A 26,319-nucleotide genomic window follows, 5' to 3' on the forward strand; every position below is an offset into this window, starting at 1 on the left:
GCCTTGATCCAGATCGCCGACGTCCTTTCCACGCCGCTCGAGTACGCTCGCCTCTCCCGCGAAGAGTTGGCGGAGCGCATTCGCCGCCGCAAGCAGGAGCTGAACGCGGTGATCTTGGGGCACAACTACCAGCGCGTGGAAATCCAGGAGGTCAGCGACTACTTGGGCGACTCGCTGGGGTTGTCGCAGGAGGCGGCCAGCACCGACGCGGACGTGATCGTGTTCTGCGGCGTGCACTTCATGGCCGAGACGGCCAAGATCCTGTCGCCCGACAAGACGGTGCTGATGCCCGACCTGCGGGCCGGCTGCCCCATGGCCGACTTCGTCACGGGCGACGCGCTGCGCAGGCTCAAGGCTCGCTTCCCCGGCGCGGTGGTGGTGGCGTACGTGAACTCCACCGCCGAGGTAAAGGCCGAATCCGACATCTGCTGCACGTCGGCGAACGCGGTGCAGGTGGTGAACACCATTCCCGCGGACCGGACCATCCTCTTCGTCCCCGACCGCAACCTGGCGCGCTACGCGGCGGAAAAGAGCGGGCGGCCGTACGTGATCGCCGGGCGCGAAGAGGGGGAGGTGAAGCCGGGGAGCATCGTGGCGTGGGACGGCTACTGCTACGTGCACGACGACCTTGTAATGGATGAGCTGGCCGCGGCGAAGAAGAAGCACCCCCGCGCCCTCGTGGTCATCCACCCCGAGTCCCGCGCCGAGCTGCTGGCCCAGGCCGACGTGGTGGCGTCCACGGCCAGGATGGTGGACATTGCCGAGCAGAACGACGAGGTGATCTTCGGCACGGAGCGGGGCATCATCGACCGGCTGAAGGCGCGCTTCCCGGAAAAGACGCTGGTGCCGCTGTCCGGAGCCGCCATCTGCGGCAACATGAAGGTGAACACGCTGGCCAAGCTGGCGTGGTGCCTGGACCACCAGCAGCACGAACTGGTGCTGGACGAGGACGTTCGCACGCGCGCCGAGCTTTCCCTGCGCCGCATGCTGAATCTGAACGACGGCTGGGCCGCCCCCACGGCAGAGGAAATGGCCCTGGAAGAAGCCGGCCTGCGCAAGACGGGCTGCGGCTGCGCCTGATCGCACCTGTCGGTCGCAACAACGAGCGGCGGCATCCCAAGGGTGCCGCCGCTTCTGTATCGCGGGCATCATCCCGGGATGCTGTCATCCAGAGGCCCAAGCGCACCGTACCCGCCCGTAAGCCGTCCATCGCGGGCCGAAGGATCCAGCCTGCGCCACTACGATGCTTGGGCGCGGCAGCGAACACCAAAACCCCCCAGCCCAAGCGCTCCCCCGCCCAGAACGACTTTCTAGCATCATCAATCGCGCGAACTCCCTCGGGGCCAAGGACATGCCCGCCGTAGTACGCCTGGTGGCGGATCACGTTGGATTGACAGGAGATACGCACGTCCATACCGTTCACATGCGAGCGCGGTACATCGTTCACCTGGGCGGACGGGCACCACGGATGATTCCCCGGCTTGAATTGAGGAGACTAGCCTTTGCGAGGCTGAAGGATGCGCGCGCTCTACGCAGCCGGCCGGTACGACGCAGCGCTGTACCTGTGCGGATACGCGGTGGAGCTGGCGCTCAAGGCGCGCATCTGCCGCACGCTGCGGTGGGAGGGGTTTCCGCAGACGCGGAAGCAGTTCGAGCACTACGGCAGCTTCAAAATCCACAACCTCCAGGTACTGTTGCGCTTAAGCGGGATGGAGGAGCGGATTCGAACCCGCCACCATGGCGATTGGGTGCAGGTTTCCGATTGGGATCCCGCCTTTCGGTATGCGGCGGAGGGCACAACGCGGCCCGACGTGGCGAAGAGCATCCTGACCTCTGCCCGCCAGATCGTGAGGGCCCTGTGAGAGACTTGATAGAGGAACTGCGGCCGGTCGAACTGGAACTCGCAGCTGAGTTCGGAGAGTTTGCGCTGTTCGCGTTGTTCGAAACCGAGGATAGCCTCTTCGACCAGTATGAGTTGTACGTCGCTGCCCCTTGGTTGAATACGGACTACGCGCTCCGTGTGCGGATCAGCGAGGTGATCCGGGCGCGGCTGTCGCTAGAAGATTTCTTTCGGGTGCAACGGATCATCGCGCCTGCGGTGACGCACCCTGACTTTTCGAAGGAGCTCCGTTACTATCCCACTGCCGGCTGCGTGGTCGAGATTTACAACCGTCAGCTTTTCGAGAAGTGGGTTGCACGCGGCTGCATCATCACCTGCCGGCCCGACCTTATGCCGGTCGCGGGAAGCGCGGAGAGCGAAGCGGAGGCGCCCCGTCGGGTGCGGCTTCCGAGGTCGGCTGGCTCCGCTCAACCTTCAGCGCTGCCGCGCAGGTAGGTGCGCGTCGCCGCGATCGAAGCGCCCGGTGCGGTTGCGGAAGGCGCCTCTAGGCTCGCGGCCTCCCGTGCGCTCAGCGGCGCGGACGTGCCGAGGAACGCCGCGGCGCTAAGTTCCTCGTCGGTGACGTTGCCGGAGTCCGCGTGCGGCGCGCGGGTTGCAACGGGCCTCGCAATCCGTTACTTCTACGGCGCTTATCCCGCGTCTTCACTGGTTCCGTCTCCACCTCAGCGCCCATGCCCGCACCCCGCATCGAGCGACTCCCCGTCCGGAGCCGTCGTTCTGCGTGGTTGCGGTCCGCTGGGCGGCGCTCATGACGCGTCCCCTTCGCCTGCTGACGCTGGGGCACTCGTACGTCGTTGGCACCAATCGGCGGCTGGCGCACGCGATCGCGCAGGCCGGGGCGGGGGAGTGGGAAGTGACCGTCGCCGCCCCGAAGGCGTTTCCCGGCGACCTTGGCCCCATTGCGCTGGAGCCGTTCCCCGGTGAGATGCCGCGCCTGGTGCCGGTGTCCGTCCACGGCGCGGGCCGCGTACACACCATGCGCTACGGGCGGCACCTTCGCGCGCTTCTGCGCGAGGGGTGGGACGTGGTGCACTGCTGGGAGGAGCCGTTCGTTCTCGCCGGCGCACAGTTGGCGGCATGGACGCCGCCCGAGGCACGGCTGGTGTACGCCACCTTTCAGAACCTGCCGAAGCGCTACCCGCCCCCGTTCGCCTGGGCGGAGCGGTACGCCCTTCGCCGCGCGGCAGGTTGGGTGGCGTTCGGCGCCACGGTACACGACGCCCTGCGCGTCCGCCGCGGGTATGAGCATCTCCCGGTCGCGGTGATCTCTCCGGGGGTGGACACGGAGCTGTTTCGTCCCGAGGCCCAAGCCGGCGCGCGCGTCCGCCACTCCCTTGGGTGGCGGGAGGATGGCCCGCCGGTGATCGGCTTTCTCGGCCGGTTCGTGGCGGAGAAGGGGCTGCGCACGCTGATCGGCGCGCTGGACGCGGCGCGGGAGCCGTGGCGCGCGCTGATCGTCGGCGGCGGGGCCATGGAAGGGGAACTGCGGGCGTGGGCGGCGAGGCGGGAGGACGCGGTGCGGATCGTCACGGGCGTGCCGCACCACGACGTCCCTGCGTACCTGAACGCGATGGACGTGCTGTGCGCGCCCAGCCAGACGACCGCGCGCTGGATGGAGCAGCTTGGGCGGATGCTGATCGAGGCGATGGCGTGCGGCGTGGCGGTGATCGGCAGTGACAGCGGCGAGATCCCGCACGTCGTCGGCGATGCGGGGATGATCGTCGCCGAGGCGGACGAAGCGGCGTGGACGCGCGCGATCGATCGCTTGCTGGTGGATGCGGCGTATCGCCACGTGCTTGCGGACGCGGGCCTTAGACGCGTCGGCGCGCATTTCGCGCTGCCGGTAGTCGCCCGCCGCCACCTGGATTTCTTCCAGTCGCTCCTGTGACGGCGGGCGTGTCCAGGTTCTTACCAAGTGATCGTCATGGGCCGCCACCTGCCAGACCGATGCTGAGGGGGATCGCCGCTTCCGGCCGGGCGCTGCTGAACCGCGCGGGGATCGACGTGGTTCGCCATCGTCCCATCCCGTCGCACCTCACGCGCAGGGCCCACCTGTTGTCGCGCTTCGGCGTGACGGTGGTGCTCGACGTGGGAGCCAACGCCGGGCAGTACGCCCGCGAGCTGCGGGGCATCGGGTATCGTCGCCGCATCGTGTCGTTCGAGCCGCTGTCGTCCGCGTACGCCGCCCTGAGCTCGCTTGCCGCGGCTGATCCCGCGTGGCAGCCGGTGAACCTGGCGTTGGGCTCCGCTACTGGCGAAGCCGTGCTGAACGTGGCGGGAAATTCCTGGAGCAGTTCTTTACGTCCGATGCTGGACGCGCATCTCTCCGCCGCGCCGGAATCGGAATACGTGGGGTCGGAAACGGTCACCGTCGAGCGGCTGGACGCGGTGTTCGGCAAATACGTCCAGCCGGACGACCGCGTCTGGCTGAAGATCGACACGCAGGGCCACGAGGCCGACGTGCTGGATGGCGCAGGCGTGGTTCTCGACCGCGTGGACACGATCCAGCTGGAGATGTCGATGGTGGGGATGTACGAGGGCGAGCTCTCGTTCCTGGAGATGTACCGGCGGCTGGAGTCGCTGGGCTACGCATGCGTGCACCTTGAGCCGGCGCTGGTGGATCCCCACAGCGAACGTCTGCTGCAGCTGGACGGCTACTTTCACCGGGTGGCGCCGGCGGCCGGAGGCGCGCCGCGGTGAATGGCGACAACGCGGAGCTGATCGCCTCGGGCGAGTACGCGCGGAAGCAGCTATCCGGGGGCGCGGGGCTCATCGGGTGGAGCCACGAGCGGCGGTTCCGGACGGCGCGGCGGATGGTGCAGCCGTACGCCGGCGCGGGGCTGCTGGACTACGGCTGCGGCGACGGGACGTTCCTGGCGATGGTGCACGACCTGTTTCCCGACGCGGTGGGTGCGGAGATCGACCAGGCGCTCGTGGACGGCGCGCGCGAGCGGTTCCGCGCCCTCACCGGCCTGGCGTTCGTCCACGCGGGAGACGAGCTCGACGACCTGCCTGCGGCCGGGTTTGGCGTGCTCACCTGCATGGAGGTGCTGGAGCACTGCACGTCCGAGACGGTGGAGCGGGTGCTGGGGCAGCTGAAGCGGCTGGCGGCGCCCGGCGCGGCGGTGATCATCAGCGTTCCGGTAGAGACGGGGCCGGCGCTGCTGGTGAAGCAGGCGGCGCGCGCGGTCGCGGGGCTGCGCGGCATCAGCGGCTACCAGGAACGCGAGCGGTACGCGCCCGGCGAGCTGGTGCGCATGATCGCCGGCGCGGCGGTCGATCGGCCCGTGTACGAATCGCGCTTTGCCGACGGCACTCCCAACCGCTACCACGGACACAAGGGCTTCAACTGGCGCGCGCTCGCGGCCCGCGTCGAGCGGGACTTCGTCATGGAGCGGACGCGGTTTTCGCCCGTTCCCGCGCTGGGCCCACTGCTGAACTCCCAGGCCTGGCTCCTGTGCCGCCCCAGGTGAGCGCCCGCGTCGGAATCGTCTACGATTACGCCGCCGAGAACTGGCCCAGCATGGACCTGGTCGGGGACCTGCTGGTCCACGCGCTGCTCGGCCACGCGCCGCAGTTCGCGCCGGAGCGCATTCAGCCACGCATGCCGCGCCTCCTCGGAGGGTGGGCGGGGGGAGCGGGGCACAACGCCGACCGCCTGATCGGGCGGCACGTGGCCTACCCGCGGTGGTTGCGCCGGCATGGCGGGGGGAGGGACCTGTACCACGTGGTGGACCACAGCTACGCCCAGCTCGTCCACTCGCTCCCCGCCAGCCGTACCATCGTCACCTGCCACGACCTGGATGCCTTCCGCTCGCTCCTGCAGCCGGAGCGCGACCCGCGGCCGCTGTGGTTCCGGGCGATGATGAAGCGCGTCCTGCTCGGCCTGCAACGGGCGGCCCACGTGGTCTGCGACAGCGACACGGTCCGCGATGAGCTGCTCCGCCACCGGCTCGTTCCCGAGAGCCGCGTGACCACCATCGCGCTGGCGGCGCATCCCGATTTTCACCCCGGGCCCGATGCCGATGCGGATGCGTATGCGGAAACGCTGCTTGGCCCGCCGGACGCAGTCGACATCCTGAACGTCGGCAGCACGGCGCCGCGCAAGCGCATTGGACTGCTGCTGCGCGCCGCCGCTCCCGTGCTGGCGGAGCATCCCCGGGCGCGCATCGTTCGCGTGGGCGGACCGCTGGAGCCGGAGCCGCGCAGGCTGGCTGAGGCACTGGGGATCGCGGCCCGCATCGTAGAGGTGCCGTGGGTCGATCGCCCGCGGCTGGCCGCCATCTACCGGCGCGCCGCACTGGTCGTCAGCACGTCGGAGCGTGAAGGCTTTGGGCTGCCCCTGGTGGAGGCGATGGCCTGCGGCGCTCCCGTGCTCGCCAGCGCCCTCGGCGTCTTCCGCGAAGTGGGTGGTTCGGCGGTGGAATACGTGGACGGCGACGATGCCGCCGCCTGGTCCGCCGCCCTGGACGCCGCGCTCACCCGGCTGGCCGATCCTTCCGCACGGATCGCCGCCCGCGCCGCGTCCCTCCTCCGCGCCCAGCTGTACCGCGTCGACCGGTTCGCCCCGGCGATCACGGCCGTCTACGACCGCGTGCTCGCGGAGGCGGCGTGAGCGCGCGGCTGAAGGTGGTGCACGTCGGCAAGTTCTATCCGCCCTACCCCGGGGGGATGGAAAGCCACCTCGCCACGCTCTGTGGCGAGCTGGCCAACGACGTGGACATGCGCGTGATCGTCGCCAACGACGGCCCCGGGACGGTGTCCGAGACGGTGGACGGCGTTCCCGTGCTGCGGATCGGCACGGCGCTTTGGATCTCGTCCGCGACCGTGAATCCGGGGATGGCCACCGCCATCCGCCAGTCGGGGGCGGACGTGGTGCACCTGCATCATCCCAACCCCACGGGCGTGCTTTCGTACCTCGCCAGCGGCAGCCGCGCGCCCCTGGTGGTCACCTATCACAGCGACATCGTCCGCCAGCGCGTGCTGCGGACGCTCTTCTCGCCCGTGCAGCACCGCTTCCTGCGCCGCGCGCACGCCATCATCGCCAGCTCTCCCGACTATGCGGCCAGCTCGCCCGTGCTGCGGCGCCACGCGGACCGCGTGCGGGTGATCCCCTTCGGCATCCGCCCGGACGACGCGGGCACGCCCGACCCGGCGACTGTCGCGGCGCTCCGGGAAAAATATGGCGCAAGGGTGGTGCTGGCAGTAGGTAGGCTGGTATACTACAAGGGTTTCGACTACCTTGTAAGGTCAATGGACAGGGTCGACGGGCACCTGGTGATCGTCGGCGACGGGCCCATGCATGGCGAGCTGGAGCGGCTGGCGGCCGAGCACGGCATCGCTGGCCGCGTGACGCTGGCGGGGCGTGTCGACAGCGTGGCATCGCACTACGCCGCCGCCGACGTGTTCGCCCTTCCCGCCACGGCGCGGAGCGAGGCGTTCGGCCTGGTGCAGCTGGAGGCGATGGCCGCCGGGCTGCCGGTGGTCAACACGCGAATCCCCAGCGGTGTGCCGTTCGTGTCGCGCGACGGCCAGACGGGGCTCTCCGTCCCGCCGCGCGACCCCGCCGCGCTGGCCGCCGCACTCACGCGCCTGCTGGACGACGCCGCGCTGCGCACGCGCCTGGGCCGGGCGGCGCGCGAGCGGGTGAGCACCGAGTTCAGCGCGGAGCGCATGGCCCGCGACACGCTGGCCCTGTACCACGAAGCCGCGGGCCGTTCCGGGCCCGCCATCCCCACGTCCAAGCCCGAATGACCTCCAGCGAAGCCGCCCCGCCGTCGCCCCTGCCTGAGCTCGAGGCCTCGTCCGACTTCTGGCGCGGACGGCGCGTCCTGGTCACCGGCGGATCGGGGTTCCTGGGCTCGCACGTCGTCGAGCGCCTGCGCGCCTGCGGGGCCGAGCCCTTCGTTCCCCGCCGCGCGCAGTTCGACCTGACGCGCCAGGCCGACGTGGAGCGGGTGTACGAGGCCGCCCGTCCGCAGCTCGTCATGCACCTGGCCGCGGAGGTGGGCGGCATCGGCGCCAACCGCGCCGCTCCGGGGCGCTTCTTCTACGCCAACGCCATGATGGGCGTGGCCATGATCGAGCAGGCGCGCGTGGCCGGGGTCGAGAAGTTCGTGCAGATCGGCACCGTGTGCGCGTACCCGAAGATCACCCCGGTTCCCTTCCGCGAAGAAGACCTCTGGGCGGGGTACCCCGAAGAAACCAACGCGCCCTACGGCATCGCCAAGAAGGCGCTGCTGGTGCAGCTGGCGGCGTACCGCGAGCAGTACGGGCTGAACGGCATCTACCTGCTGCCCACCAACCTGTACGGCCCGCGCGACAACTTCGACCCGGCCACCTCGCACGTGATCCCCGCGCTCATCCGCCGCATGGCCGAGGCGCGGCGGGATGGGGCCGAGGAGCTCCCGGTGTGGGGCACGGGCGAGGCGTCGCGCGAGTTCCTGTACGTGGACGACGCGGCGCGCGCCATCCTGCTGGCCGCCGAGCACTACGATGGTGTGGAACCCGTCAACGTCGGGATTGGTAATGAGATACGCATTCGCGAGCTGGCTGGGCTGATCGCCGGGCTGGTGGGCTTCGAGGGGCGCCTGGCCTTCGATCCCACGCAGCCCGACGGGCAGCCCCGGCGCTCCCTGGACACCAGCCGGGCCCTGCGCCTGTTCGGCTTCCGCGCGCGCATTCCCATGCACGAGGGGCTGCGCCGCACCGTAGAGTGGTACCTGAGCCAGGGTTCCTCGTAACTCCCCTTCAGCCGGTCTCCCGTGCCTGAATTCCAAGGCAACCGCCTTCTGCCCGAACCCATGCCGCCCCCGCAGCCCTCGCCGGTGCTGCGTGGCGTTCCCACGCCCGAGCGCTACGGCTCGGCGGTGGACGAGGGCATTCCCCTGGGCGAGTACCTGGACGCTCTGCGGCGCTACGCGTGGCTGATCGTGGCTGCAGTGGTCCTTTCCATGGGCTTCGTGTGGTACAAGCTGCAGCGCGAGGTTCCGCACTACGCCGCCGCGTCGACAGTGCGCCTGGTGAACGCGCGCGAACAGATGGCGGGCGGCATCGCCCCCGGGCAGGTGCAGGACGCGCAGGGCTGGTACACCGACCCCATCCTGTCGCAGATCCAGCTGCTGCGCAGCCGCGCGGTCGCCGCCGAGGTGGTCGATTCGCTGGGCCTGCGGCTGAGGCCCACGCTCCCCGGATTCCCCCGGTCGGCCATCAGGTCCATCCACGTTTCACCCGGCGCGCCCAATGGCGACACGGTGTCCTTTACCTTTCGGGCCGACCGTGTGGAGGCGCGGATGCGGGGGCGCGCCGTCGCGGCGGCCTACGGGCAGCCGCTGGACCTGGGCGCCGTGGCCGTTACCTTCGCCGGCCGGCCGGTCGGCGTTCCCACGGCCACGTTCCAGGTGGTCGACCACCAGGAAGCCGTGCTGGGCACGCTGGGGACGATGAACGTGGTGCAGCGCGAGCTCACCAACGTGATTGACATCCAGTTCACCGCCGACGACCCCGTCCTGGCGCAGAAGGCGGCCAACGCGTTCGCCGTGGCGTTCCAGAACGTCAGCATGCGCTCGGCGCAGAACATCTCGCGGCGGCGGCGCCAGTTCGTCGAGGAGCAGCTGCGCCAGACCGACGGGCTGCTGCTGGTGGCGCAGCGGCAGCTCAGCGACTTCCGCCGCGGCGTACGCGCCTTTTCGCCCCGTGAAAAGTTCCGGGTGACGGAGGAGGGGCTGGCCGGGTTCCGCCTGCAGCGCCAGGACCTGCTGAGCGAAAAGCAGATCTACGACCAGATGGCGCGCGGGCTGGCCAGCGGGACCGGCCGCGAGAGCACCGAGCAGGTGGCTGCCCTGGCCGCCTCGCCCGAGGTGTCGACCAACGCGGGGATCGTTTCGCTGTACACCACGCTGCTGCGCTACCAGAGCGACCGCGACTCGCTGACCACCGGGCGCTGGTCCCGGGCGGCCAGCAACCCCGACGTGCAGCAGCTGGATTCGCTCATCAACACCTACCGCGGCCGCCTGATGCGCGCCGTCGAGGCCCGCAGCGTCGCCCTCGCCGCGCGCATCGCCGTGCTGGACCAGGTGATGTCCGAGGACGCGGCCTCCATCTCGGGGCTTCCCGAGGCTGAGGCCGACGAGATGAGGCTTTCGCGCGAGGTGGAGACGCTGCAGAAGCTGGTGGACGACCTGCGGCGCGAGCAGCAGGAGGCGCGCATCGACGAGGCGGTGCAGGCGGGGCAGGTAGACGTCGTGGACCTGGCCATGGCCCCAGGCACGCCGATCGGCGCGGGCGCCAAGCGCCGGTTGTTGTTCGCCCTGCTGATCGGCCTGATGCTGGGCGGCGGCGGCGCGCTGGTCCTGGACCGGCTGAACACGGCCATCAGCCGCCGTGAAGACGTGGAGACCGCCATGCGCGCGCCGGTGGTGGCGGTGATCCCCCGTTTGGGCGAGCCGCCGCGCGCCGCCGGCCGCCTGGGCACCGCCAAGCTGCTGGCCCGCCGCGGCGAGCCGGAGCGTACCGAGCAGCTGGTGGCGGTGAACGACGTGCAGTCGGCCGGCTCGCAGGCGTACCGCAAGCTGCGCACGCACCTGATCTTCGCGCAGCACGGCATGGCCATGCGCACTCTGCTGGTCACCAGCCCGGGCGCGTCGGAGGGCAAGACCACGGTCACGGCCAACCTGGCCGCCACCTTCGCGCAGCAGGGGCTGCGCGTGTGCGTGATCGACGCCGACCTGCGCCGCGCGCGCCTTCACGGCGTGTACGGGCTGCCGCGGGCGCCGGGGCTCACCGAGGTGCTGCTGGGCGAGGTGCCGCTGGACGAGGCGCTGCGCCCGTCCAAGGTCGACAAGCTGCACGTGCTGGCCGCCGGCCGGCTGGTTCCCCACGTGTCGGAGCTGCTGGGCGGCCCGGGAATGGGGCGGCTGATGCGCGTGCTGAGCGGCGTGTACGACCTGGTGGTGGTCGACACGCCTCCGGTGCTCGCCGCCGCCGACGCCGAGATCCTGGGCGCCCAGTCCGACGCCCTGCTGATGGTGGTGCGCGCGGGGCAGACGGAGCGCCACAGCGCGCAGCACGCCGCCGACCAGCTGCGCGCGGTGGGCGCGCGCATCGTGGGCATCGTGCTCAACGACCCCGACCAGAAGATCGGGGGCCACGAGAAGTACGCCTACTACTACGACTCCTACGCGGACGAGGTAGAGGCGGACGGGGCGTGAGCGCCGGCGCACAGCAAGACGGGCCGTCCACGAGGGCGGCCCGTTTGCTTCATTCAGGCCCCTCGTCGCGCCCGGAGCCGTGTCATCGCATCCTTCATCGGGGGACGAAAATTTGGTCCGGCCTGTGGCTCAACCGGGGCGGGCCGAAGCCGACCGGGGTGCGACCGATCCAGGGACCTGGCCCGCGCGTTGAACCCGCGTGCCCCAGAGCGTATATTGATCGGCCTGCATTCTAGCGATCATCAACGAGATCATCAGCGACGGGAGGTGCCCGATGGCCGGGCATAGCAAGTGGAAGCAGATCAAGCACAAGAAGGCGCTCACCGACAACCGTCGCGCCGCCACCTGGACCAAGAAGATCCGTGAGATCACCGTCGCCGCCAAGGAAGGCGGCGGCGACCCCGCGGGCAACCCGCGGCTGCGCCTGGCCATCGACACGGCCAAGTCGGTGAACATGCCCAACGAGAACATCGAGCGCGCCATCAAGAAGGGCACGGGCGAGCTCGAGGGGGTGAACTACGAGGAGATCACCTACGAAGCGTACGGCCCCGCCGGCGTCGCCATCATGATCGAATCGCTCACCGACAACGGCAACCGCACCGTCGCCGACATCCGCCGCTGGCTCTCGCGCAACGGCGGCAACCTGGGCAGCTCCGGCAGCGTGGCCTGGATGTTCGACCGCCGTGGCCAGATCTCCATCGACGGCTCCAAGCACGACGAGGAGACGGTGATGATGGCGGCGCTGGACGCCGGCGCCCTGGACGTGGAGACCGGCGAGGACGGCCACACGGTCTACACCGAGGTCGCCGACTTCCACGCGGTGCAGGACGCGCTGCGCGCCGCGGGCATCGAGTGGGAAGACGCCGAGCTGGCGATGGTCCCCAAGACCGAGATCCGCGTGGAGGGCGCCGACGCCGAGCAGCTCGTCAAGCTGCTGGAACTGCTGGAAGAGCTGGACGACGTGCAGAAGGTTTACACCAACGCCGATCTTGACGCCGACGCCCTGGCAGGGGTGTGAGCCTGGGCCTTCCCCCGTCCGAGTCCGTGGTGCTGGGGGTGGATCCCGGCACGGCGGTCACCGGATACGGCGTCGTCCGCCGGGCCGCGGACGGCGCCCTTTCGCTGCTGGAGTGCGGCGTCGTCCGCACCGATCCCAAGGATGACCTCGCGGACCGGTTGCGCGTGATCTTCGAGGGCCTTTCGGAAGTCATCGAGCGTACCAGGCCCGCGGTCGTCTCGGTCGAGGGCGTGTTCTACGCCAAGAACGTCCGCACGTCCGTCGTCCTGGGCCACGCCCGCGGCGCCGTGCTGCTCGCTGCCGCGCTCAAGGGGCTGCGCGTGGCCGAGTACCCCCCCGCCGAGGTGAAGGCCGCCGTGGTGGGCGCCGGCCGTGCGACCAAGGACCAAGTGGGGCTGATGGTGCAGCGCCACCTGAAGCTGCGCGAGGTCCCCCGTCCCCACGACGCGGCGGACGGCGTGGCGCTCGCGCTCACGCACTGCTTCCGCGGCTTCGGCCCGCAGCTCAAGGCGCCGATTCCCCTTACGTTCGCGAACCTGCAGAAGCTGGGAGGCCGCCGATGATCTCGCGCATCCGCGGCGAGCTGATCGTCCGCGACCTGGAACGCGTGGAGGTGATGACCTCCGGCGGCGTGGCGTACGAAATCTCCATCCCCACAACCGTCTTCGAGCGCCTGCCGCGCCTGGGCGAGCAGGTGACCATCCGCACCTACCACTTGGTGCGCGAAGACGCGGTGATGCTCTTCGGGTTTCTCGACGACACCGAGAAGACCGTGTTCACCCGGCTGCTGGCCGTGAACATGGTGGGCCCGCGGCTGGCGCTGGGCCTCCTTTCGGCGCTGACGGCGGAGCAGGTGGTGCGCGCCGTACGCGAGCGGAACGCGGCGGCGCTGACGGCGGTGTCGGGCGTCGGCAAGAAGACGGGCGAGCGCATCGTCCTGGAGCTGACGGGCAAGCTGGACGACATCGCCTTCGCCTCGTCCGCGCTCGGCCAGCGTGCCCCCGCCGCCGAAGAGGCCCTGCGCGCCCTCACCGCGCTGGGCGTCACCACGGCGGACGCGGACCGCGCGGTGCGCTCCGTCGTCCAGGAGAAGGGAAGCCTCTCCGCGCCGGAGCTGATCCGCGAGGCGCTCGCGCGGCTGAAGTAAAGGCGGGCAGCGCCCGATCCCCTTCCGCCTTCGGCGGGAGGGGATCTTCGCGTAAAACCTCTGGTGTGATCCGAAGAAAAGCCGTACATTGTTGACGGACGGCATTCCACGACCCGGAACCATCGCCTGATGTCCCAGCAGCAACCGCGCTCCGAGATCACCACGCCCGCCGCGCTGACCGACGAGGAAGGCAGCGAGCTCAGCCTGCGCCCGCAGCGCCTGGCTGAGTTCATCGGGCAGGACAAGGTCAAGGAGTCGCTGCAGATCGCCATCGACGCGGCGCTCAGCCGCCGCGAGCCGCTGGACCACACCCTGTTCTACGGCCCGCCCGGGCTGGGCAAGACCACGCTGGCGCTGCTGATGGCACGCGAGCTGGGCGTCAACATCAAGATCACCGCCGCCCCCGTGCTCGAAAAGCCGGCGGACCTGGTCCGCGAGCTGACCACGCTGCGTGAGGGCGACATCCTCTTCATCGACGAGATCCACCGCCTGCGTCCCATCATCGAGGAGTTCCTGTACCCCGCGATGGAGGACTGGCGGATCGACGTGCGTCTTTCGGACGGGCCGCATGCGCAGATGATCTCCATGCCCATCGAAAAGTTCACGTTGATCGGGGCCACCACGCGCTATGGCCTGCTCACGCCCCCCATGCGCGCCCGCTTCGGCATCGTGCAGCGGCTTCACTACTATCCCGTGCAGCACCTGGCCTTCATCGTGGAGCGCACCGCTGAGATCCTGGGCGTGGGGTGCGAGAAGCACGGGGCGATGGAGATTGCGCGGCGGTCGCGGGGCACGCCGCGCGTTGCCAACCGGCTGATGCGCCGCGTGCGCGACTACGCCCAGGTGCGCGCGGACGGCGTGATCACCCGCGAGGTGGCCGACGCGGCGCTGCTGATGCTGGACGTGGACGAGTTCGGCCTGGACGAGATGGATACGCGGGTGCTGCGCAGCATGATCGAGCAGTTCGGCGGCGGGCCCGTGGGGCTGAATACCCTGGCCGTGGCCATTGGTGAGGACGCCGGGACGCTGGAAGAGGTGTACGAGCCCTTCCTGATCCAGAACGGTTTCCTGATGCGCACGCCGCGCGGACGCGTGGCGACGGCGCTGGCCTACCGCCGCTTCGGCTACGCGCCACCGGTGGACGGCGCCGGCGCCAACCTCCCCGGCATGTTCGGCGGGGCGGCGGGACCGGTGCAGCCCAACCTGTTCGACGCGTGACGGAGCGCGCGTTCCGCACGTCGGACTTCGATTTTCACCTTCCGCCGGAGCAGGTAGCCCAGGCTCCGGCGGAGCGGCGCGACGCCAGCCGGCTGCTGGTGGTGGACCGCTCCACCAGCGAACTGCACCACGGCGTCTTTTCCGACCTCCTGGAATACGTGCCCGCGGGAGACGCCCTCGTGCTGAACGAGACGCGCGTCTTTCCCGCGCGCCTGCTCGGGCGCAAGGCCACGGGTGCCGCCGCCGAGGTGCTGCTTCTGCACCCGCACGGCGGCGAGGAAAAGGTGTGGACGGCGCTCGTACGCCCCGGCGCCAAGCTCAAGCCCGGGCGCACGGTGGAGGTGGGCGAGGAGCTTTCGGTGGAGATCGTGGACTCCACCCCCGGCGGCGAGCGCATCGTGCGGCTGGTGACGCCGCTGCCCCTGGCCGAGGCGCTGGACCGCTACGGCGAGGTGCCGCTGCCGCCCTACGTGGAGCGGAGCGCGACGGAGGCGGACCGCGAGCGCTACCAGACGGTCTACGCGCGCGAGCGGGGCTCCGTCGCCGCGCCCACGGCGGGCCTCCACTTCACCCCCGAGCTGATCGCGGCCTTCGAGGCCAAGGGCGTGCGCATCGCCCGCCTGGTCCTTCACGTGGGCGTCGGCACCTTTCGCCCCGTTGAGGCCGAGGACCCCGCCGAGCACCGCATGCACTCCGAGTGGTACAGCGTGTCCGGCGAGGCGGCGGCGGCCGTCAACGAGACGCGCGCGGCCGGCGGCTCCATCTGGGCCGTCGGCACCACCGTCGTGCGCACGCTGGAGTCCGCGGCCACGGACGACGGCCTGGTGCACGCGGGCGACGGGTGGACGGACATCTTCATCCGCCCGCCGTACCGCTTCAAGGCCGTGGACCACCTGGTCACCAACTTCCACCTCCCGCGGAGCACGCTGTTGATGCTGGTGGCGGCTTTGGGAGGATACGAACGGGTGATGAGGGCGTACAGCGAGGCGGTAGAGCGCGGATACCGGTTCTTTTCCTACGGTGACGCGATGGTCCTCCTGTGACGGCTTCCGGATGGTGGTAAGACGTGGTCTAAATACCCTGAAACAAACCACTTGCGCAACAGCGGACCGGCGATCATCATTCGTCCGGTCCGTTTGCATTTTGCTCACCCGAGGGACGGGGACCATGGGTCCGATGCTCAGGTGGTTCGTCTTCACGATCGCGTTCGGCCTGCTGCCGTTCGGGGTTTCGATGCTGCTGAACGAGTTCGGCGGGGCCGTGTCGGCGCGGCGCTGACCTCGCCCGCGTTGCTCTTTTTCGCCGTGATGGTGTGTGCCGCCCAGGTCAGCGGACTCCTGGTTACGCTCTCCGCCGAGGAGCCGATCTCTCCGAGCCGGCGCGACCTGCTGTCGGCTTGTTTTGGCGTGTTCCTGCTGGGCGGCGTGTTCTCCGCCATGCTGTACGGGGTCTACGTGAATCATGAATTCAACGACCCCGGGGCGCGGTGGAACGCAACGTGTTCACGTGCTGGCGTAAAACTGGACGGTTGTGCGGAATGGCTGACTTTTCGCATGAACCTGTTTACGTTTTCCATTTGGGTGGCCGCGTTCGCGGGATTGGTGGGTACCTGGGCCGAGTGGATGAGGAGCCGAGCATGAACATCGAAACGTTCAACCAGACCGTCCTGATCCTGGGTTGGGTCGTGGTCGGGCTGATGGGGGTTGTTGGCGTGGTCAGCTTTGCGGTGGTGATGTACGAGGACCACATCGCGCCGAAGAAGTGCGCCGCATTCCCGGAGCGGCGGGTGGGGCCGGCGGACCGGCGGGTGCACATCAGGACGCGCTGACGTGGCCGAATGCAGGTCGCGCCTTGCCGTCGCCCCCCGCATCCGCCAAACTACCGGCCTGCCGACGCATGCGGGTGACGGCGCGGGTTTGACCAGGGGAGGCGCAGTCTGTTCGAGTTCCAGATCCACGCGACCGAAGGCGCCGCGCGTACGGGCACGCTCACGCTGCCCCACGGGCAGGTGCAGACGCCCGTGTTCATGCCCGTCGGCACGCAGGCGACGGTCAAGACGCTGACGCCCACCGAGGTGGCGGGGCTAGGCGCGCAGATCATCCTGGGCAACACCTACCACCTGTACCTGCGCCCCGGGCACGACCTGGTGCGCGAGATGGGCGGCCTTCACCGCTTCCAGGGGTGGGACGGGCCGATCCTGACGGACTCGGGCGGGTTCCAGGTGTTCTCTCTTTCCGACATCAACACGATCGAGGAAGAGGGCGTCACCTTCCAGAGCCACATCGACGGCTCGCGCCACCTGTTCACCCCCGAGCGGGTGATGGAGATCGAGCGGGCGCTGGGGGCCGACATCATCATGGCCTTCGACCAGTGCCCGCCGGGACAGTCGTCGCGCGAGGTGGCGACAGAGGCGTACGAGCGCACCCTGCGCTGGCTGGAACGCTGCCGCCGCCGCTTCGGCGAGCTGCCGGGCGAGGACCCGGAAGGCCCGGTGCAGACACTGTTTCCCATCGTGCAGGGTGGGGTGTACGAGGACCTGCGGCGCGAATCGGCGCGGGCCACGCTTTCGGCGGGCGACTGGCACGGCATCGCCATCGGCGGGCTGTCGGTGGGCGAGCCCAAGCCGAAGATGCACGCCATGCTCGAGGCCGTGCAGCCGGAGCTTCCGCCCGGGCTGCCGCGCTACCTGATGGGCGTGGGCTACCCGGACGACCTTCTGGAGGCGATCGCCCGGGGCGTGGACATGTTCGACTGCGTGGCGCCCACCCGGAACGGGCGCAACGGCGCGGTGTGGATCGCGGGCGAGGGGCAGGCGAACATCAAGCAGCACCGCTTTCGCGCCGACCCGGGGCCGCTGGATCCCGAGTGCGACTGCTACACCTGCCGCACCTACACGCGGGCGTACCTGCGCCACCTGTTCGTGGCGGGCGAGGGGCTGAGCATGCGGCTGCTCTCCATCCACAACCTGCGGTTCCTGGTGCGGCTGGCGGAAACGTCGCGCGAACGGATCGCGGCGGGCGACTTCACCTCGTGGAGCCGCGCCTGGCTGGACCGCTTTCACGCGGGCAAGGCGGCCCGCGCCAACGCCTGAACATCGGCACATCAACCCACGGCTGAACCGGATCGATGGAACTCCTTCTTCTCGCGCAGGCTTCGGGGCAGGGCCAGGGCAGCTCGCTGCTGGGGTTCATGCCCATGCTCATCATCATCGTGATCTTCTACATCGTCTTCTTCGTTCCGCAGCGGCGGCAGCTGAAGGCGCACCAGGAGATGGTGAACAGCCTGCAGCGCGGCGACCAGGTGGTCACCGCGGGCGGGCTGATCGGCGAGATCACGGGGATCAAGGACGACCAGGTGCAGGTGAAGAGCGGGCAGTCGACGGTGGTCGTCGAGCGCTCCAAGATCGCCCGGCGCACCGGCCCGGTGACGGCGGGCGCGGAAAAGAAGTAGCATGCCCGTGCTCAAGATCGAGACGCTGGGCGCCGAGGTCCTGCGCCGCCGCGCCGAAGAGGTGCCGGCGCCGGGTCCGGAGCTGGACCGCCTGGTGCACGACATGTTCGAGACGATGTACGACGCCCGCGGCATCGGCCTGGCGGCGCCGCAGGTGGGGCTGGGGATGCGGCTGATCGTGGTGGACGTGGACGAGGAAGGCGCCCGAAAGATGGCGCTGATCGACCCGCGCATCGTGGAGTCGGGGGGCGGCACCGAGCGGGTGGAGGAGGGGTGCCTTTCCATCCCCGGCGTCACCGGCTCGGTGGACCGGCCGGCGACGTGCGTGGTCGAGGGGCTGGACACGCAGGGCAACCCGGTGCGCATCGACGCCGACGGGATGATGGCGCGCTGCCTTCAGCACGAGATCGACCACCTGGACGGGGTGCTGTTCATCGACCGCCTGTCGCCCATCAAGCGCTCCATGCTGGTCAAGAAGTACCGCAAGCTGGCGAAGCCGTGAAGGTCCTGTTCTGGGGCACGCCGGCCTTTGCGCTTCCCGCGCTGCGCGCCCTGTGCGAAGAGGGGCACGACGTTGTCGGCGTGGTCACGCAGCCGGACCGGCCGGCGGGGCGGGGGAGGGCCGTGGCCCTTTCGCCGGTCAAGCAGGAGGCGCTGGAGATGGGCGTGCCCATCCTGCAGCCGGAGCGGGCGCGGGGGGACGAGTTTCTCGCGCAGATCCGCGCACTGGGGCCGGACATCTCGGTGGTCGTGGCGTTCGGGCAGATCCTGCGGCCCGAGGTGCTGGAACTGCCGCGACTGGGGTCGGTGAACATCCACGCTTCGCTGCTGCCGGAGCTTCGCGGCGCGGCGCCCATCCAGTGGGCCATCGTGCGCGGCCACGAGGCGTCGGGCGTTTCCATCATGCGCATGGAAGTGGGGCTGGATTCCGGCCCCGTCCTGCTGCAGGTGGAAGAGCCCATCGAGTCCGACGAGTCTGCCAGCGAGTTGGCCATGCGCCTGGCCGAGGTGGGCGCCGAGGCGCTGGTGGAGGCGCTGGCGCTGATGGAGGCGGACGGGCTGGATGCGCTGCCGCAGGACCACGCCCGCGCCACGTACGCGCCCAAGGTGGACCGGGAGGTCGCGCGCCTGGACTGGTCGCGCTCCGCCGGCGAGGTGGCGCTGTGGATCCGCGGGATGGATGACGTCCCCGGCGCCTGGAGCCCGCTGGGTGACCGCGGCCCCGTGAAGCTGTTCCGCCCGCAGGTGTTGCCCGAGGCCGCCGGCCCGCCGGGCGAGGTGCTGGAGGCGGATGGGCAGGAGGGCGTGCTGATCGCCTGCGGCAGCGGCGCCGTGCGGGTGCGCGAGGTGCAGCCGCCGGGCAAGCGCCGGATGGGCGCGGGCGAATGGGTCCGCGGCCGCGGCGTGTCGGTGGGCGACCGGTTCGGTGGCGAGGCCTGATCCCGTTCCGCCGCTTCACATCGTCACCGACGACGAGGTGGTGGGCCGGACGGACTTCGTGGACCGCGCGAGGCTCATCCTGGAGGTGGGCGGGCCCAACCTCGTGTTCCACCTTCGCGCCGCGCGCGCGTCCGGACGTCGCATGCACGACCTCTCCTGCGTGATCGGCAGCGCGATCGCAGACGGTGCGGTGCTGCTGGTGAACGACCGGATCGACGTCGCGCTCGCGGCGGCGGATGGCGCGCAGGTGGGCGCACGCGGGGTGCGGGTGCGCGACGCACGGCGGATGCTCGGCCCCGACCGCCTCCTCGGCGTCTCGGTCCACACGGCCGCCGAGGCGATCGACGTTGCGGCCGAGGGAGCGGACTTCGTCGTGGCGGGGACGATCTGGCCGACGCCATCGCACCCGGGACGGGAAGGTGCCGGTCCGGAGCTGATCCGCGAGATCGCGTCGTCCCACATCGCCGTGGTCGCGATCGGCGGCGTGACGCCGGAGCGGGCGGCGGAGGCGCGCGAGGCGGGGGCATCCGGGATCGCGGTGATCCGCGGCGTGTGGGACGCGGTGGATCCCGCCGAGGCGGTTCGCGAATACCTGGAGAACTGGAAGGGAACCGATGTCTGAGACGCTGGTAGCGGAGGAAATCACGGTGCGGGTGAACGGCGACGAGCGCGCCATCCCCGCGGGGCTGACGGTGGACCGCCTGCTGGAGCACCTGTCGCTGAACCCGCGCATGGTCGTGGTGGAGCGCAACTGCGAGATCCTGCGCCGAGAATCGCTGGCGGAGACGGTAGTCCAAGAGGGCGATTCGCTGGAGTTGGTCCACTTCGTCGGCGGCGGCTGACCACCAGTCGTCCAACGCGGGAGCGGTGTGGCGATGAAGCGCCTCGGGTTGATCCTTGCTGCTGGGCTGCTCGCTTTCGCGGGAGCCTGCGTCGGACGGGCGGAGGTCGGGGCCGGCGGCTCGGCAGCGAGCCAGGCTGAGCCCGACACCACCTGCTGTGAGGTCGCGGTAACGGCCAAGCTGAGCCCGCAGGACCGGTGCGTGTTCGATGCGTACCGGCAACGATGCAGGACGGGGACGGAGCGGGAACAGGACCTTTGCATCCTGCGCTGCCTCGCAAAGGGGCCGCCCAACATAGGGGGTGGGTGCTGGCACGCCTGCTTCGCATACACGGGAACTCCGTGGACCACTCCCCCGGCGGCGGAGGCGTGCGATACGCTCGCCGCTGAATAGGTTGTTCGAATCACGCAGTATTCAGGAATTGTATGTCGACTCTGCTGGACGAGCCGCTCGTGATGGACGCACCGCTGGTGATCGCTGATCGGCCGCTGCGCTCGCGGCTGATGCTGGGGACGGGAAAGTACCGCACGAATGCGGAGATGGTGGCAGCCATCGAGGCGTCCGGGACCGAGGTGGTGACGGTCGCCGTCCGCCGCGTGGACCTGGACCGGAACAAGGAGGAAGGCGTTCTCCATCACCTGGATCCCAACGAGTACCTGCTGCTTCCCAACACGGCCGGGTGCTACACGGCCGAGGACGCCATCCGCTACGCCCGCCTGGCGCGCGCCGCCGGCTTCACCAACTGGGTGAAGCTGGAGGTGATCGGCGACCAGGAGACGCTGCTGCCCGATGCCGAAGCAACCCTTCGCGCCGCGCGGGAGCTCGTGGCGGACGGCTTCGTCGTGCTCGCGTACACCAACGACGACCTGATCACGGCGTTGCGGCTGGAAGACGCCGGGTGCGCGGCGGTGATGCCGCTGGCGTCGCCCATCGGCAGCGGGCTGGGGCTGGTGAACCCGTACAACATCCGCACGATCAAGGCGCGCCTGTCGGTGCCGGTGATCGTGGATGCGGGCGTGGGCACGGCGTCGGACGCGGCGGTGACGATGGAGCAGGGCGTGGACGGCATCCTGATGAACACCGCCGTCGCCGAGGCGCGCGACCCCGTTCGCATGGGCCGCGCGATGGCGCTGGCGACGGAGGCGGGGCGCTTGGCGTACCTGGCCGGCCGCATGCCGCGTCGGGAGCGCGCCGTGCCATCGTCGCCCCTGTCCGGCATGCTGGACTGAACGGAATGGCGGCACAGCCGACGGTTACCCGGCAGGCGGCGCTGGAAGCGCTGGCCCGCGTGCGCGAGGGCGAGCTGGGCGACCGCGCGCTCGACGCGGCCACGGAAGGGCTGGACCCGCGCGACCGGGCATGGACGCAGGAGCTGGTGTACGGCACCTTTCGCTTGCAGGGGCGGCTGGACCACATCGTCGACACCTTTGCGCGGGACGGGGCGGCCAGCCTGGATCCCACCGTGCTGGACGTGCTGCGCCTGGGCGCGTACCAGCTGCTAGAGATGGGGAGCGTTCCCGCGTACGCCGCCGTTTCCGAGTCCGTGGAGCTGGTGAGGATGGCCGGGGTGCCGCGCGCCTCGGGGCTGGTGAACGGCATCCTGCAGAACCTGCGGCGCCGCCCCGAGATCGTGTATCCCGATTTCGAAGAAGACCCGGCGGGCTTCCTCACCGCCTGGGGCTCACACCCGCGCTGGCTAGTGGAGAAGTGGATCGAGCGCTGGGGCCCGGCGCAGGCGCGGGTGCTGGTGGAGGCGAACAACCGGCGGCCGGAGCTGTACATCCGGCCGCTGGGCGTCTCGGTTGATGAAGCGCGGGCCCGGCTGCGGGCGGCGGAGATCGAATCGAACCCGGTCGACTTCGCGCCCGACTCGCTGCACGTCCCCGTCGCACCCGTCGCGGAGGTGCTGACCGCGGTGCCCGCGGTGGTGCAGGACCCGGCGGCCGCCCTCGTCGTCCGCTACGCGGACGTCGCTGAAGGTGCTACGGTGCTGGACGTCTGCGCAGCGCCGGGTGGCAAGGCGCTGGGGCTGGCGGAACGTGCGGGGCGGGTCGTCGCGGCGGATCTATCGCGTCGGAGGATGCGGCGCGTGACGCAGAACTCTGCGCGCCTGGGGTGGGACGACCGGATCGGCGTGGTGGTGGCGGACGCACGGCAGCCGCCGTTCTGCCCGGCGGACGCGGTGCTGCTGGACGCGCCCTGCACGGGAACGGGAACGCTGCGCCGGCACCCCGACGGCCGCTGGCGGGTGACGCCGGACGACCTGCAAGCCCTGGTGCGGCTGCAGGACGAGCTGCTGGCCGCGTCGGCGGAGCTGGTGCGCCCCGGGGGGCTGCTGGTGTATTCCACCTGTTCGCTGGAGCGGGAGGAGAACGAGTTGCGAGTGGAGCAGTTCCTTGGTGCGCGCCCGGGGTGGGCGCTGGAGGCGACGAACGCCGTGGACGAGTCCGTGCTGGACGAATGCGGACGCCTGTGCGTGCTGCCCCAGCGCCACGGCGTGGACGGCGCGTTCGCGGCGCGGCTGCGGAGGCCCGCGTGAGCCGCAAGCCTCCGCGGTACTACGCCCGTGTGCGGCCGCCGTCGCGCGGCTGGCACCGCGAGATCCCCGGCCGCGTCCGGCGGTACTTCGACGAGCGGCGCCTGCTGAAGTACGTGCTGATCACCGGGCTGTCGATGTTCGTGATCGGCTATCTGGTGATGACATTCCTGTTCTTTCCCGGCTTCGGGCGCTCGCCCATCGTCACCGTTCCGGACCTGACCGGGCGGACGGCGGGGCAGGCGGAGCGCGCGGTGGAGCGGCTGGGGCTGGACATGCTGCGCGGCGGGCAGCTTCCCAACCCGCGCGTGGGCCGCGGGCGCGTGCTGATGCAGACGCCCCTGCCCGGCGAAGAGGTGGCGCGGGGCACGCAGGTGCGCATCGTGCTCAGCTCCGGCGCGGAGACGCGCGTTGTGCCCTCCATCAAGGGGCTGTCCCGCGCGGACGCCATCGGCCTGCTGCAGCGCTACGGTTTTCGCGTGGCCGTTCGCAACGTGCTGCACCGCAGCGAGGAGGGCAGCATCATCGGCCTGCGGCCCGAGGCGGGAAAGCCGGCCTCGCTTCCCGGGCCCGTGGAACTGCTGATCAGCGCGGGGCCGCCCAAGGTGCTGGTGCCCAGCGTGGTGGGGCTGCTGGAGGACGACGCCCAGGCGCGGCTGCAGGCGACGTCGCTGAGCGCGGGCCGGGTGGCGTACGATCCGGCGTCCGCCGAGCCGGCGGGGACGGTGATCGCCCAGTCGCCCGCGGCCGGCGACAGCCTGCGGATGGGCAGCTCCGTCCGGCTCACGCTGGCGGGCGCGGATCCCCGTCCGCCCCCGCCGCCCACCGTCACGGATACGCTCGCGGTGGATTCAGCGGTGGCGGAACCGGTGGTGGAGGAGCCCATCCCCGATCCGGAGCCTGAGCCGGATGAGCCTCCGCGGCGATAGGCCGGCGGGGACGAGAGACCACTGAACAGCGGGACGACGGCGAAACGATGGCGAAGCGGCGGCAGTGGGTGTGGTGGGTAGCGACGCTGGGGGTGCTGGCGGCCCTGCTGGCGGCGGGGTGGAGTGCGCGCCACCGCTTCCTGCCTATGGACGTGGGCACCCGCGCTCCCGACTTCCAGGCGGTGGACATGCAGGGGCGGCCGGTGTCGCTCTCGTCCCTGCGCGGCCAGGTGGTGCTGGTGAACATCTGGGCCACGTGGTGCGGTCCCTGCCGCGACGAGATGCCGTCGATGGAGCGGCTTCACCGCGAGCTGGGCCCCCTCGGCTTGAAGATCGTGGCCGTCAGCGTCGACAAGGCGCCCACGGGGGCAAAGGAGCTGCAGGCGTTCGGCCGGGAGCTGGGGCTTACGTTCACCGTGTGGCAGGACGCATCGGGCCGCATCCAGCAGACCTACCGGACGACGGGCGTGCCCGAGTCGTTCCTGGTGGGGCGCGACGGCGTGATCGTCCACAAGGTGATCGGCGCGACGGAGTGGGACCACCCGGCGCAGGCCGACCTCGTGCGCCGCCTGCTGGCCGAGGGCCCCGCGTGAAGCGGTCCCTGGCCCGCAGCCTCACGTACAACTGGCGGCTGAAGCTTTCCGCCCTGGCGCTGGCCGTGCTCATCTGGGCGGTGGTCAGCGCCGAGCAGGTGACCAGCCAGTGGATTCCCGTGCGCGTGGATCCCGTGGTGCGCGACCCGGAGTTCGTGGTGACGGCCCCGGCCGAGCCGGCGGTGGTCAGCGTGCAGGTCACCGGGCCCGGCCGCGAGCTGTGGGAGCTGGCCATCAACCGGCCCACGCTGGTGCTCTCCGTCCGCGATGTGGGCGAGCGGCGCACCTTTGGGCTGGACCCGTCGATGGTGCGCATTCCGCAGGGGCTGGCGGTGCGGGTGAGCGACGTGCGGCCCTCCGTCGTCACGCTGGGGCTGGAGCGGCTGACCAGCCGCATGGTGCCCGTCCGCGCGCGCATCGCCGGGCGGTCCACGCAGCGCTACGTCGTCGGCGAAGACCTGGTGATCCTACCCGCCGAGGTGCGGGTGACCGGCCCGGCGGACCGCTTGGCGGTCTTGGAGGCGCTGACGACGCGCAGCTTCGACGTGGTGCCCGACGACTCCACCTTCAGCCACGAGGTGGTGCTCGACACCGCGGCGCTGGACGGGTTGAGCTTCGCCCGCACCCGCGTACGGGTGAGCGGAACGGTGGACCGGCGTGTGGAGCGGACGGTGGGGCCGATCCGCGTCTCCGCGCCGGACGGCCTGCAGGCGCAGCCCGCGGAGGTGACGGTCCGCCTTTCCGGGCCGGAGCGCGCCCTGAGGCGTGTGTTCCCCGGGGCAGTGCGCGCCGTGGTCCCCCGCGATTCGCTTCCGCCCGCGCTTCCCCTGGTCGGAGCGGACGCGCGGGTGGTGATCGAGGGTCTGCCGGCGGGCATGTCGGCCACGGCGGTCCCGGATCGGGTGCGGGTGCTGCCCCCGGGGGAAGCGTCCTCCCCGCCACCGGCCAATCCGCCTCCCGCCGCCCGGGCGCCCCGGTGAGCGGCGATCCGCTGGTGCTGGCGATCGAGACCAGCTGCGATGAGACCTCCGCCGCCGTACTGTGGGGGGAGCGCGAACTGCTGGGCCACGTGATCTTCACGCAGGACATCCACACGCTGTACGGGGGCGTGGTCCCGGAGCTCGCCTCGCGCGCCCACCTGCGCACCGTGGACGACGTGGTCGCGGGCGCGCTGCGCGAGGCTGGCGTAGGGCTGGAGGACGTGGATGTCGTGGGTGTCACCGCGGGGCCCGGGCTGATCGGCGCGCTGCTGGTGGGCGTGGCTTGGGGGAAGGCGGCGGCGTGGGCCGCGGGCAAGCCGGTGGTGGGCGTGCACCACATGGAGGGGCACCTGTTCGCCACGCACCTGGAGCACCCGGGCGCCGAGCCGCCGTTCGTGGCCCTCCTGGTCTCCGGCGGCCACACCATGCTGCTCTGGGTGCCCGCCTGGGGCGAGTACAAGCTGCTCGGCGGCACGCGCGACGATGCGGCGGGCGAGGCCTTCGACAAGGCGGCGAAGATCCTGGGGCTGCCGTACCCCGGCGGCCCCTCCATCCAGCGTGCCGCTGCCGAGGGAGACCCCACCCGCCACCCGCTGCCGCGTCCGCTGCTCAACCGCGGCGAGCGCCTGGGCGACCGCGAGTACTACGACATGTCGTTCAGCGGGTTGAAGAACGCGCTGCGGCTGCTGGTGCGCGGACTGGAAGGGGAGGGAAGGCTTGCGGACGAGGTGCCGCACGTGGCCGCCTCGTTCCAGGCGGCGGTGGTGGACGTGCTGGTCGCCAAGACCATGCGCGGCGTGCGCGAGATGCGTTGCCCGCGCGTGGTGCTGGGCGGGGGCGTGGCCAACAGCCGGGCGCTTCGCGAGGCACTGGCGCAGCGGCTGGGCGAGAAGGGCCAGCTGTACGCGCCCTCGCCGCGGCTTTCCACCGACAACGCGGCCATGATTGCCCGCGCCGCGCTCTTCCGCTGGCAGCGTGGCGAGGTGGGCGGGCTGGAGCTGAACGCCCGCGCGGACCTGCCGTTTCCCGGGCTGACGAAGTAAGGGAACCCGCGGTG

29 protein-coding genes are annotated in these 26,319 nt (G+C 70.7%); all 29 read left to right on the plus strand.

Translation table 11 applies throughout. The features are described from left to right. Positions 1-3 precede the first annotated feature (3 nt). The 29 genes from nadA (at position 4) to tsaD (ending at position 26,305) form a co-directional block, all read left to right on the plus strand. Positions 4-1,080 (plus strand): quinolinate synthase NadA, encoded by a 1,077-nt coding sequence (nadA, locus tag VF632_RS23670; protein WP_331025409.1) that lies wholly within the window; start codon positions 4-6, stop codon positions 1,078-1,080. Positions 1,081-1,517: 437 nt separating this feature from the next. Beyond that, complete coding sequence (locus VF632_RS23675; RefSeq protein WP_331025410.1) at positions 1,518-1,862, plus strand: hypothetical protein; 345 nt, start codon at positions 1,518-1,520, stop codon at positions 1,860-1,862. A 5-nt stretch (positions 1,863-1,867) separates the two neighbouring features. Further along, positions 1,868-2,335, plus strand: a complete 468-nt coding sequence (locus VF632_RS23680) for a hypothetical protein (protein WP_331025411.1) — start codon at positions 1,868-1,870, stop codon at positions 2,333-2,335. 313 nt (positions 2,336-2,648) lie between these two features. Continuing rightward, positions 2,649-3,788 (plus strand): glycosyltransferase family 4 protein, encoded by a 1,140-nt coding sequence (locus VF632_RS23685; RefSeq protein WP_331025412.1) that lies wholly within the window; start codon positions 2,649-2,651, stop codon positions 3,786-3,788. A 59-nt stretch (positions 3,789-3,847) separates the two neighbouring features. After that, positions 3,848-4,600, plus strand: a complete 753-nt coding sequence (locus tag VF632_RS23690) for an FkbM family methyltransferase (RefSeq protein WP_331025413.1) — start codon at positions 3,848-3,850, stop codon at positions 4,598-4,600. Next, positions 4,597-5,373, plus strand: coding sequence for a class I SAM-dependent methyltransferase (locus VF632_RS23695; protein ID WP_331025414.1), 777 nt, complete (start codon positions 4,597-4,599; stop codon positions 5,371-5,373). The genes VF632_RS23690 and VF632_RS23695 overlap by 4 nt, the downstream gene beginning before the upstream one ends. Next, a complete protein-coding gene (locus VF632_RS23700) occupies positions 5,370-6,515 on the plus strand; it encodes a glycosyltransferase family 1 protein (protein ID WP_331025415.1) in 1,146 nt (381 codons plus the stop codon). Before VF632_RS23695 ends, VF632_RS23700 begins: the two co-directional genes overlap by 4 nt. Beyond that, positions 6,512-7,654 (plus strand): glycosyltransferase, encoded by a 1,143-nt coding sequence (locus VF632_RS23705; protein WP_331025416.1) that lies wholly within the window; start codon positions 6,512-6,514, stop codon positions 7,652-7,654. Before VF632_RS23700 ends, VF632_RS23705 begins: the two co-directional genes overlap by 4 nt. After that, entirely contained in the window at positions 7,651-8,643 is a 993-nt protein-coding gene (locus tag VF632_RS23710) for a GDP-L-fucose synthase (protein WP_331025417.1), read from the plus strand. The genes VF632_RS23705 and VF632_RS23710 overlap by 4 nt, the downstream gene beginning before the upstream one ends. 60 nt (positions 8,644-8,703) lie before the next feature. Beyond that, positions 8,704-11,109, plus strand: coding sequence for a polysaccharide biosynthesis tyrosine autokinase (locus VF632_RS23715; protein WP_331025418.1), 2,406 nt, complete (start codon positions 8,704-8,706; stop codon positions 11,107-11,109). A gap of 274 nt (positions 11,110-11,383) precedes the next feature. Next, positions 11,384-12,127: a YebC/PmpR family DNA-binding transcriptional regulator gene (locus tag VF632_RS23720; RefSeq protein ID WP_331025419.1), complete on the plus strand. Its 744-nt coding sequence runs from the start codon at positions 11,384-11,386 to the stop codon at positions 12,125-12,127. Beyond that, the gene (gene ruvC, locus VF632_RS23725; protein ID WP_331025420.1) at positions 12,124-12,690 is read left to right on the plus strand and encodes a crossover junction endodeoxyribonuclease RuvC; all 567 of its coding nucleotides are present in this window, start codon (positions 12,124-12,126) and stop codon (positions 12,688-12,690) included. Before VF632_RS23720 ends, ruvC begins: the two co-directional genes overlap by 4 nt. Next, the gene (gene ruvA, locus VF632_RS23730; protein WP_331025421.1) at positions 12,687-13,274 is read left to right on the plus strand and encodes a Holliday junction branch migration protein RuvA; all 588 of its coding nucleotides are present in this window, start codon (positions 12,687-12,689) and stop codon (positions 13,272-13,274) included. The genes ruvC and ruvA overlap by 4 nt, the downstream gene beginning before the upstream one ends. Positions 13,275-13,403: 129 nt before the next feature. Beyond that, entirely contained in the window at positions 13,404-14,492 is a 1,089-nt protein-coding gene (ruvB, locus tag VF632_RS23735) for a Holliday junction branch migration DNA helicase RuvB (protein ID WP_331025422.1), read from the plus strand. After that, positions 14,489-15,535 carry a tRNA preQ1(34) S-adenosylmethionine ribosyltransferase-isomerase QueA gene (gene queA / locus VF632_RS23740; RefSeq protein ID WP_331025423.1) on the plus strand — a complete coding sequence of 349 codons (1,047 nt, stop codon included), beginning with the start codon at positions 14,489-14,491 and terminating at the stop codon, positions 15,533-15,535. Before ruvB ends, queA begins: the two co-directional genes overlap by 4 nt. 246 nt (positions 15,536-15,781) lie before the next feature. Further along, positions 15,782-16,132: a hypothetical protein gene (locus VF632_RS23745; protein WP_331025424.1), complete on the plus strand. Its 351-nt coding sequence runs from the start codon at positions 15,782-15,784 to the stop codon at positions 16,130-16,132. Further along, entirely contained in the window at positions 16,129-16,320 is a 192-nt protein-coding gene (locus VF632_RS23750) for a hypothetical protein (protein WP_331025425.1), read from the plus strand. Before VF632_RS23745 ends, VF632_RS23750 begins: the two co-directional genes overlap by 4 nt. Before the next feature lie 108 nt (positions 16,321-16,428). Then, the gene (gene tgt / locus VF632_RS23755; protein WP_349264034.1) at positions 16,429-17,583 is read left to right on the plus strand and encodes a tRNA guanosine(34) transglycosylase Tgt; all 1,155 of its coding nucleotides are present in this window, start codon (positions 16,429-16,431) and stop codon (positions 17,581-17,583) included. Positions 17,584-17,618: 35 nt separating this feature from the next. Next, positions 17,619-17,942: a preprotein translocase subunit YajC gene (gene yajC, locus VF632_RS23760; RefSeq protein WP_331025426.1), complete on the plus strand. Its 324-nt coding sequence runs from the start codon at positions 17,619-17,621 to the stop codon at positions 17,940-17,942. A 1-nt stretch (position 17,943) separates the two neighbouring features. After that, on the plus strand, positions 17,944-18,444 hold the full coding sequence (gene def, locus VF632_RS23765; RefSeq protein ID WP_331025427.1) for a peptide deformylase: 501 nt from the start codon (positions 17,944-17,946) through the stop codon (positions 18,442-18,444). Next, positions 18,441-19,382 carry a methionyl-tRNA formyltransferase gene (fmt, locus tag VF632_RS23770; protein WP_331025428.1) on the plus strand — a complete coding sequence of 314 codons (942 nt, stop codon included), beginning with the start codon at positions 18,441-18,443 and terminating at the stop codon, positions 19,380-19,382. The genes def and fmt overlap by 4 nt, the downstream gene beginning before the upstream one ends. Continuing rightward, a complete protein-coding gene (locus VF632_RS23775; protein WP_331025429.1) occupies positions 19,369-20,004 on the plus strand; it encodes a thiamine phosphate synthase in 636 nt (211 codons plus the stop codon). Before fmt ends, VF632_RS23775 begins: the two co-directional genes overlap by 14 nt. Continuing rightward, positions 19,997-20,224: a sulfur carrier protein ThiS gene (gene thiS / locus VF632_RS23780; RefSeq protein WP_331025430.1), complete on the plus strand. Its 228-nt coding sequence runs from the start codon at positions 19,997-19,999 to the stop codon at positions 20,222-20,224. Before VF632_RS23775 ends, thiS begins: the two co-directional genes overlap by 8 nt. A gap of 425 nt (positions 20,225-20,649) precedes the next feature. After that, positions 20,650-21,453: a thiazole synthase gene (locus VF632_RS23785; protein WP_331025431.1), complete on the plus strand. Its 804-nt coding sequence runs from the start codon at positions 20,650-20,652 to the stop codon at positions 21,451-21,453. Between the two features lie 5 nt (positions 21,454-21,458). Beyond that, a complete protein-coding gene (rsmB, locus tag VF632_RS23790; protein WP_331025432.1) occupies positions 21,459-22,763 on the plus strand; it encodes a 16S rRNA (cytosine(967)-C(5))-methyltransferase RsmB in 1,305 nt (434 codons plus the stop codon). Beyond that, positions 22,760-23,689 (plus strand): PASTA domain-containing protein, encoded by a 930-nt coding sequence (locus VF632_RS23795; RefSeq protein WP_331025433.1) that lies wholly within the window; start codon positions 22,760-22,762, stop codon positions 23,687-23,689. The genes rsmB and VF632_RS23795 overlap by 4 nt, the downstream gene beginning before the upstream one ends. Positions 23,690-23,736: 47 nt before the next feature. After that, positions 23,737-24,282: a TlpA disulfide reductase family protein gene (locus tag VF632_RS23800; RefSeq protein ID WP_331025434.1), complete on the plus strand. Its 546-nt coding sequence runs from the start codon at positions 23,737-23,739 to the stop codon at positions 24,280-24,282. Continuing rightward, positions 24,279-25,262: a hypothetical protein gene (locus tag VF632_RS23805; RefSeq protein ID WP_331025435.1), complete on the plus strand. Its 984-nt coding sequence runs from the start codon at positions 24,279-24,281 to the stop codon at positions 25,260-25,262. The genes VF632_RS23800 and VF632_RS23805 overlap by 4 nt, the downstream gene beginning before the upstream one ends. After that, positions 25,259-26,305: a tRNA (adenosine(37)-N6)-threonylcarbamoyltransferase complex transferase subunit TsaD gene (tsaD, locus tag VF632_RS23810; protein WP_331025436.1), complete on the plus strand. Its 1,047-nt coding sequence runs from the start codon at positions 25,259-25,261 to the stop codon at positions 26,303-26,305. Before VF632_RS23805 ends, tsaD begins: the two co-directional genes overlap by 4 nt. Positions 26,306-26,319 lie beyond the last annotated feature (14 nt).

Origin of the sequence: Longimicrobium sp. (assembly GCF_036388275.1) — a bacterium.
Taxonomy (GTDB): Bacteria; Gemmatimonadota; Gemmatimonadetes; order Longimicrobiales; family Longimicrobiaceae; genus Longimicrobium.

Coding starts and splice junctions, on each gene's coding strand:
- ruvB (WP_331025422.1), top strand. CDS start 13,404: ATGTCCCAGCAGCAACCGCGCTCCGAGATCACCACGCCCGCCGCGCTG.
- VF632_RS23750 (WP_331025425.1), top strand. CDS start 16,129: ATGAACATCGAAACGTTCAACCAGACCGTCCTGATCCTGGGTTGGGTC.
- VF632_RS23715 (WP_331025418.1), top strand. CDS start 8,704: ATGCCGCCCCCGCAGCCCTCGCCGGTGCTGCGTGGCGTTCCCACGCCC.
- thiS (WP_331025430.1), top strand. CDS start 19,997: ATGTCTGAGACGCTGGTAGCGGAGGAAATCACGGTGCGGGTGAACGGC.
- VF632_RS23675 (WP_331025410.1), top strand. CDS start 1,518: ATGCGCGCGCTCTACGCAGCCGGCCGGTACGACGCAGCGCTGTACCTG.
- VF632_RS23785 (WP_331025431.1), top strand. CDS start 20,650: ATGTCGACTCTGCTGGACGAGCCGCTCGTGATGGACGCACCGCTGGTG.
- VF632_RS23710 (WP_331025417.1), top strand. CDS start 7,651: ATGACCTCCAGCGAAGCCGCCCCGCCGTCGCCCCTGCCTGAGCTCGAG.
- VF632_RS23800 (WP_331025434.1), top strand. CDS start 23,737: ATGGCGAAGCGGCGGCAGTGGGTGTGGTGGGTAGCGACGCTGGGGGTG.
- def (WP_331025427.1), top strand. CDS start 17,944: ATGCCCGTGCTCAAGATCGAGACGCTGGGCGCCGAGGTCCTGCGCCGC.
- VF632_RS23685 (WP_331025412.1), top strand. CDS start 2,649: ATGACGCGTCCCCTTCGCCTGCTGACGCTGGGGCACTCGTACGTCGTT.
- rsmB (WP_331025432.1), top strand. CDS start 21,459: ATGGCGGCACAGCCGACGGTTACCCGGCAGGCGGCGCTGGAAGCGCTG.
- ruvA (WP_331025421.1), top strand. CDS start 12,687: ATGATCTCGCGCATCCGCGGCGAGCTGATCGTCCGCGACCTGGAACGC.
- VF632_RS23720 (WP_331025419.1), top strand. CDS start 11,384: ATGGCCGGGCATAGCAAGTGGAAGCAGATCAAGCACAAGAAGGCGCTC.
- yajC (WP_331025426.1), top strand. CDS start 17,619: ATGGAACTCCTTCTTCTCGCGCAGGCTTCGGGGCAGGGCCAGGGCAGC.
- VF632_RS23690 (WP_331025413.1), top strand. CDS start 3,848: ATGCTGAGGGGGATCGCCGCTTCCGGCCGGGCGCTGCTGAACCGCGCG.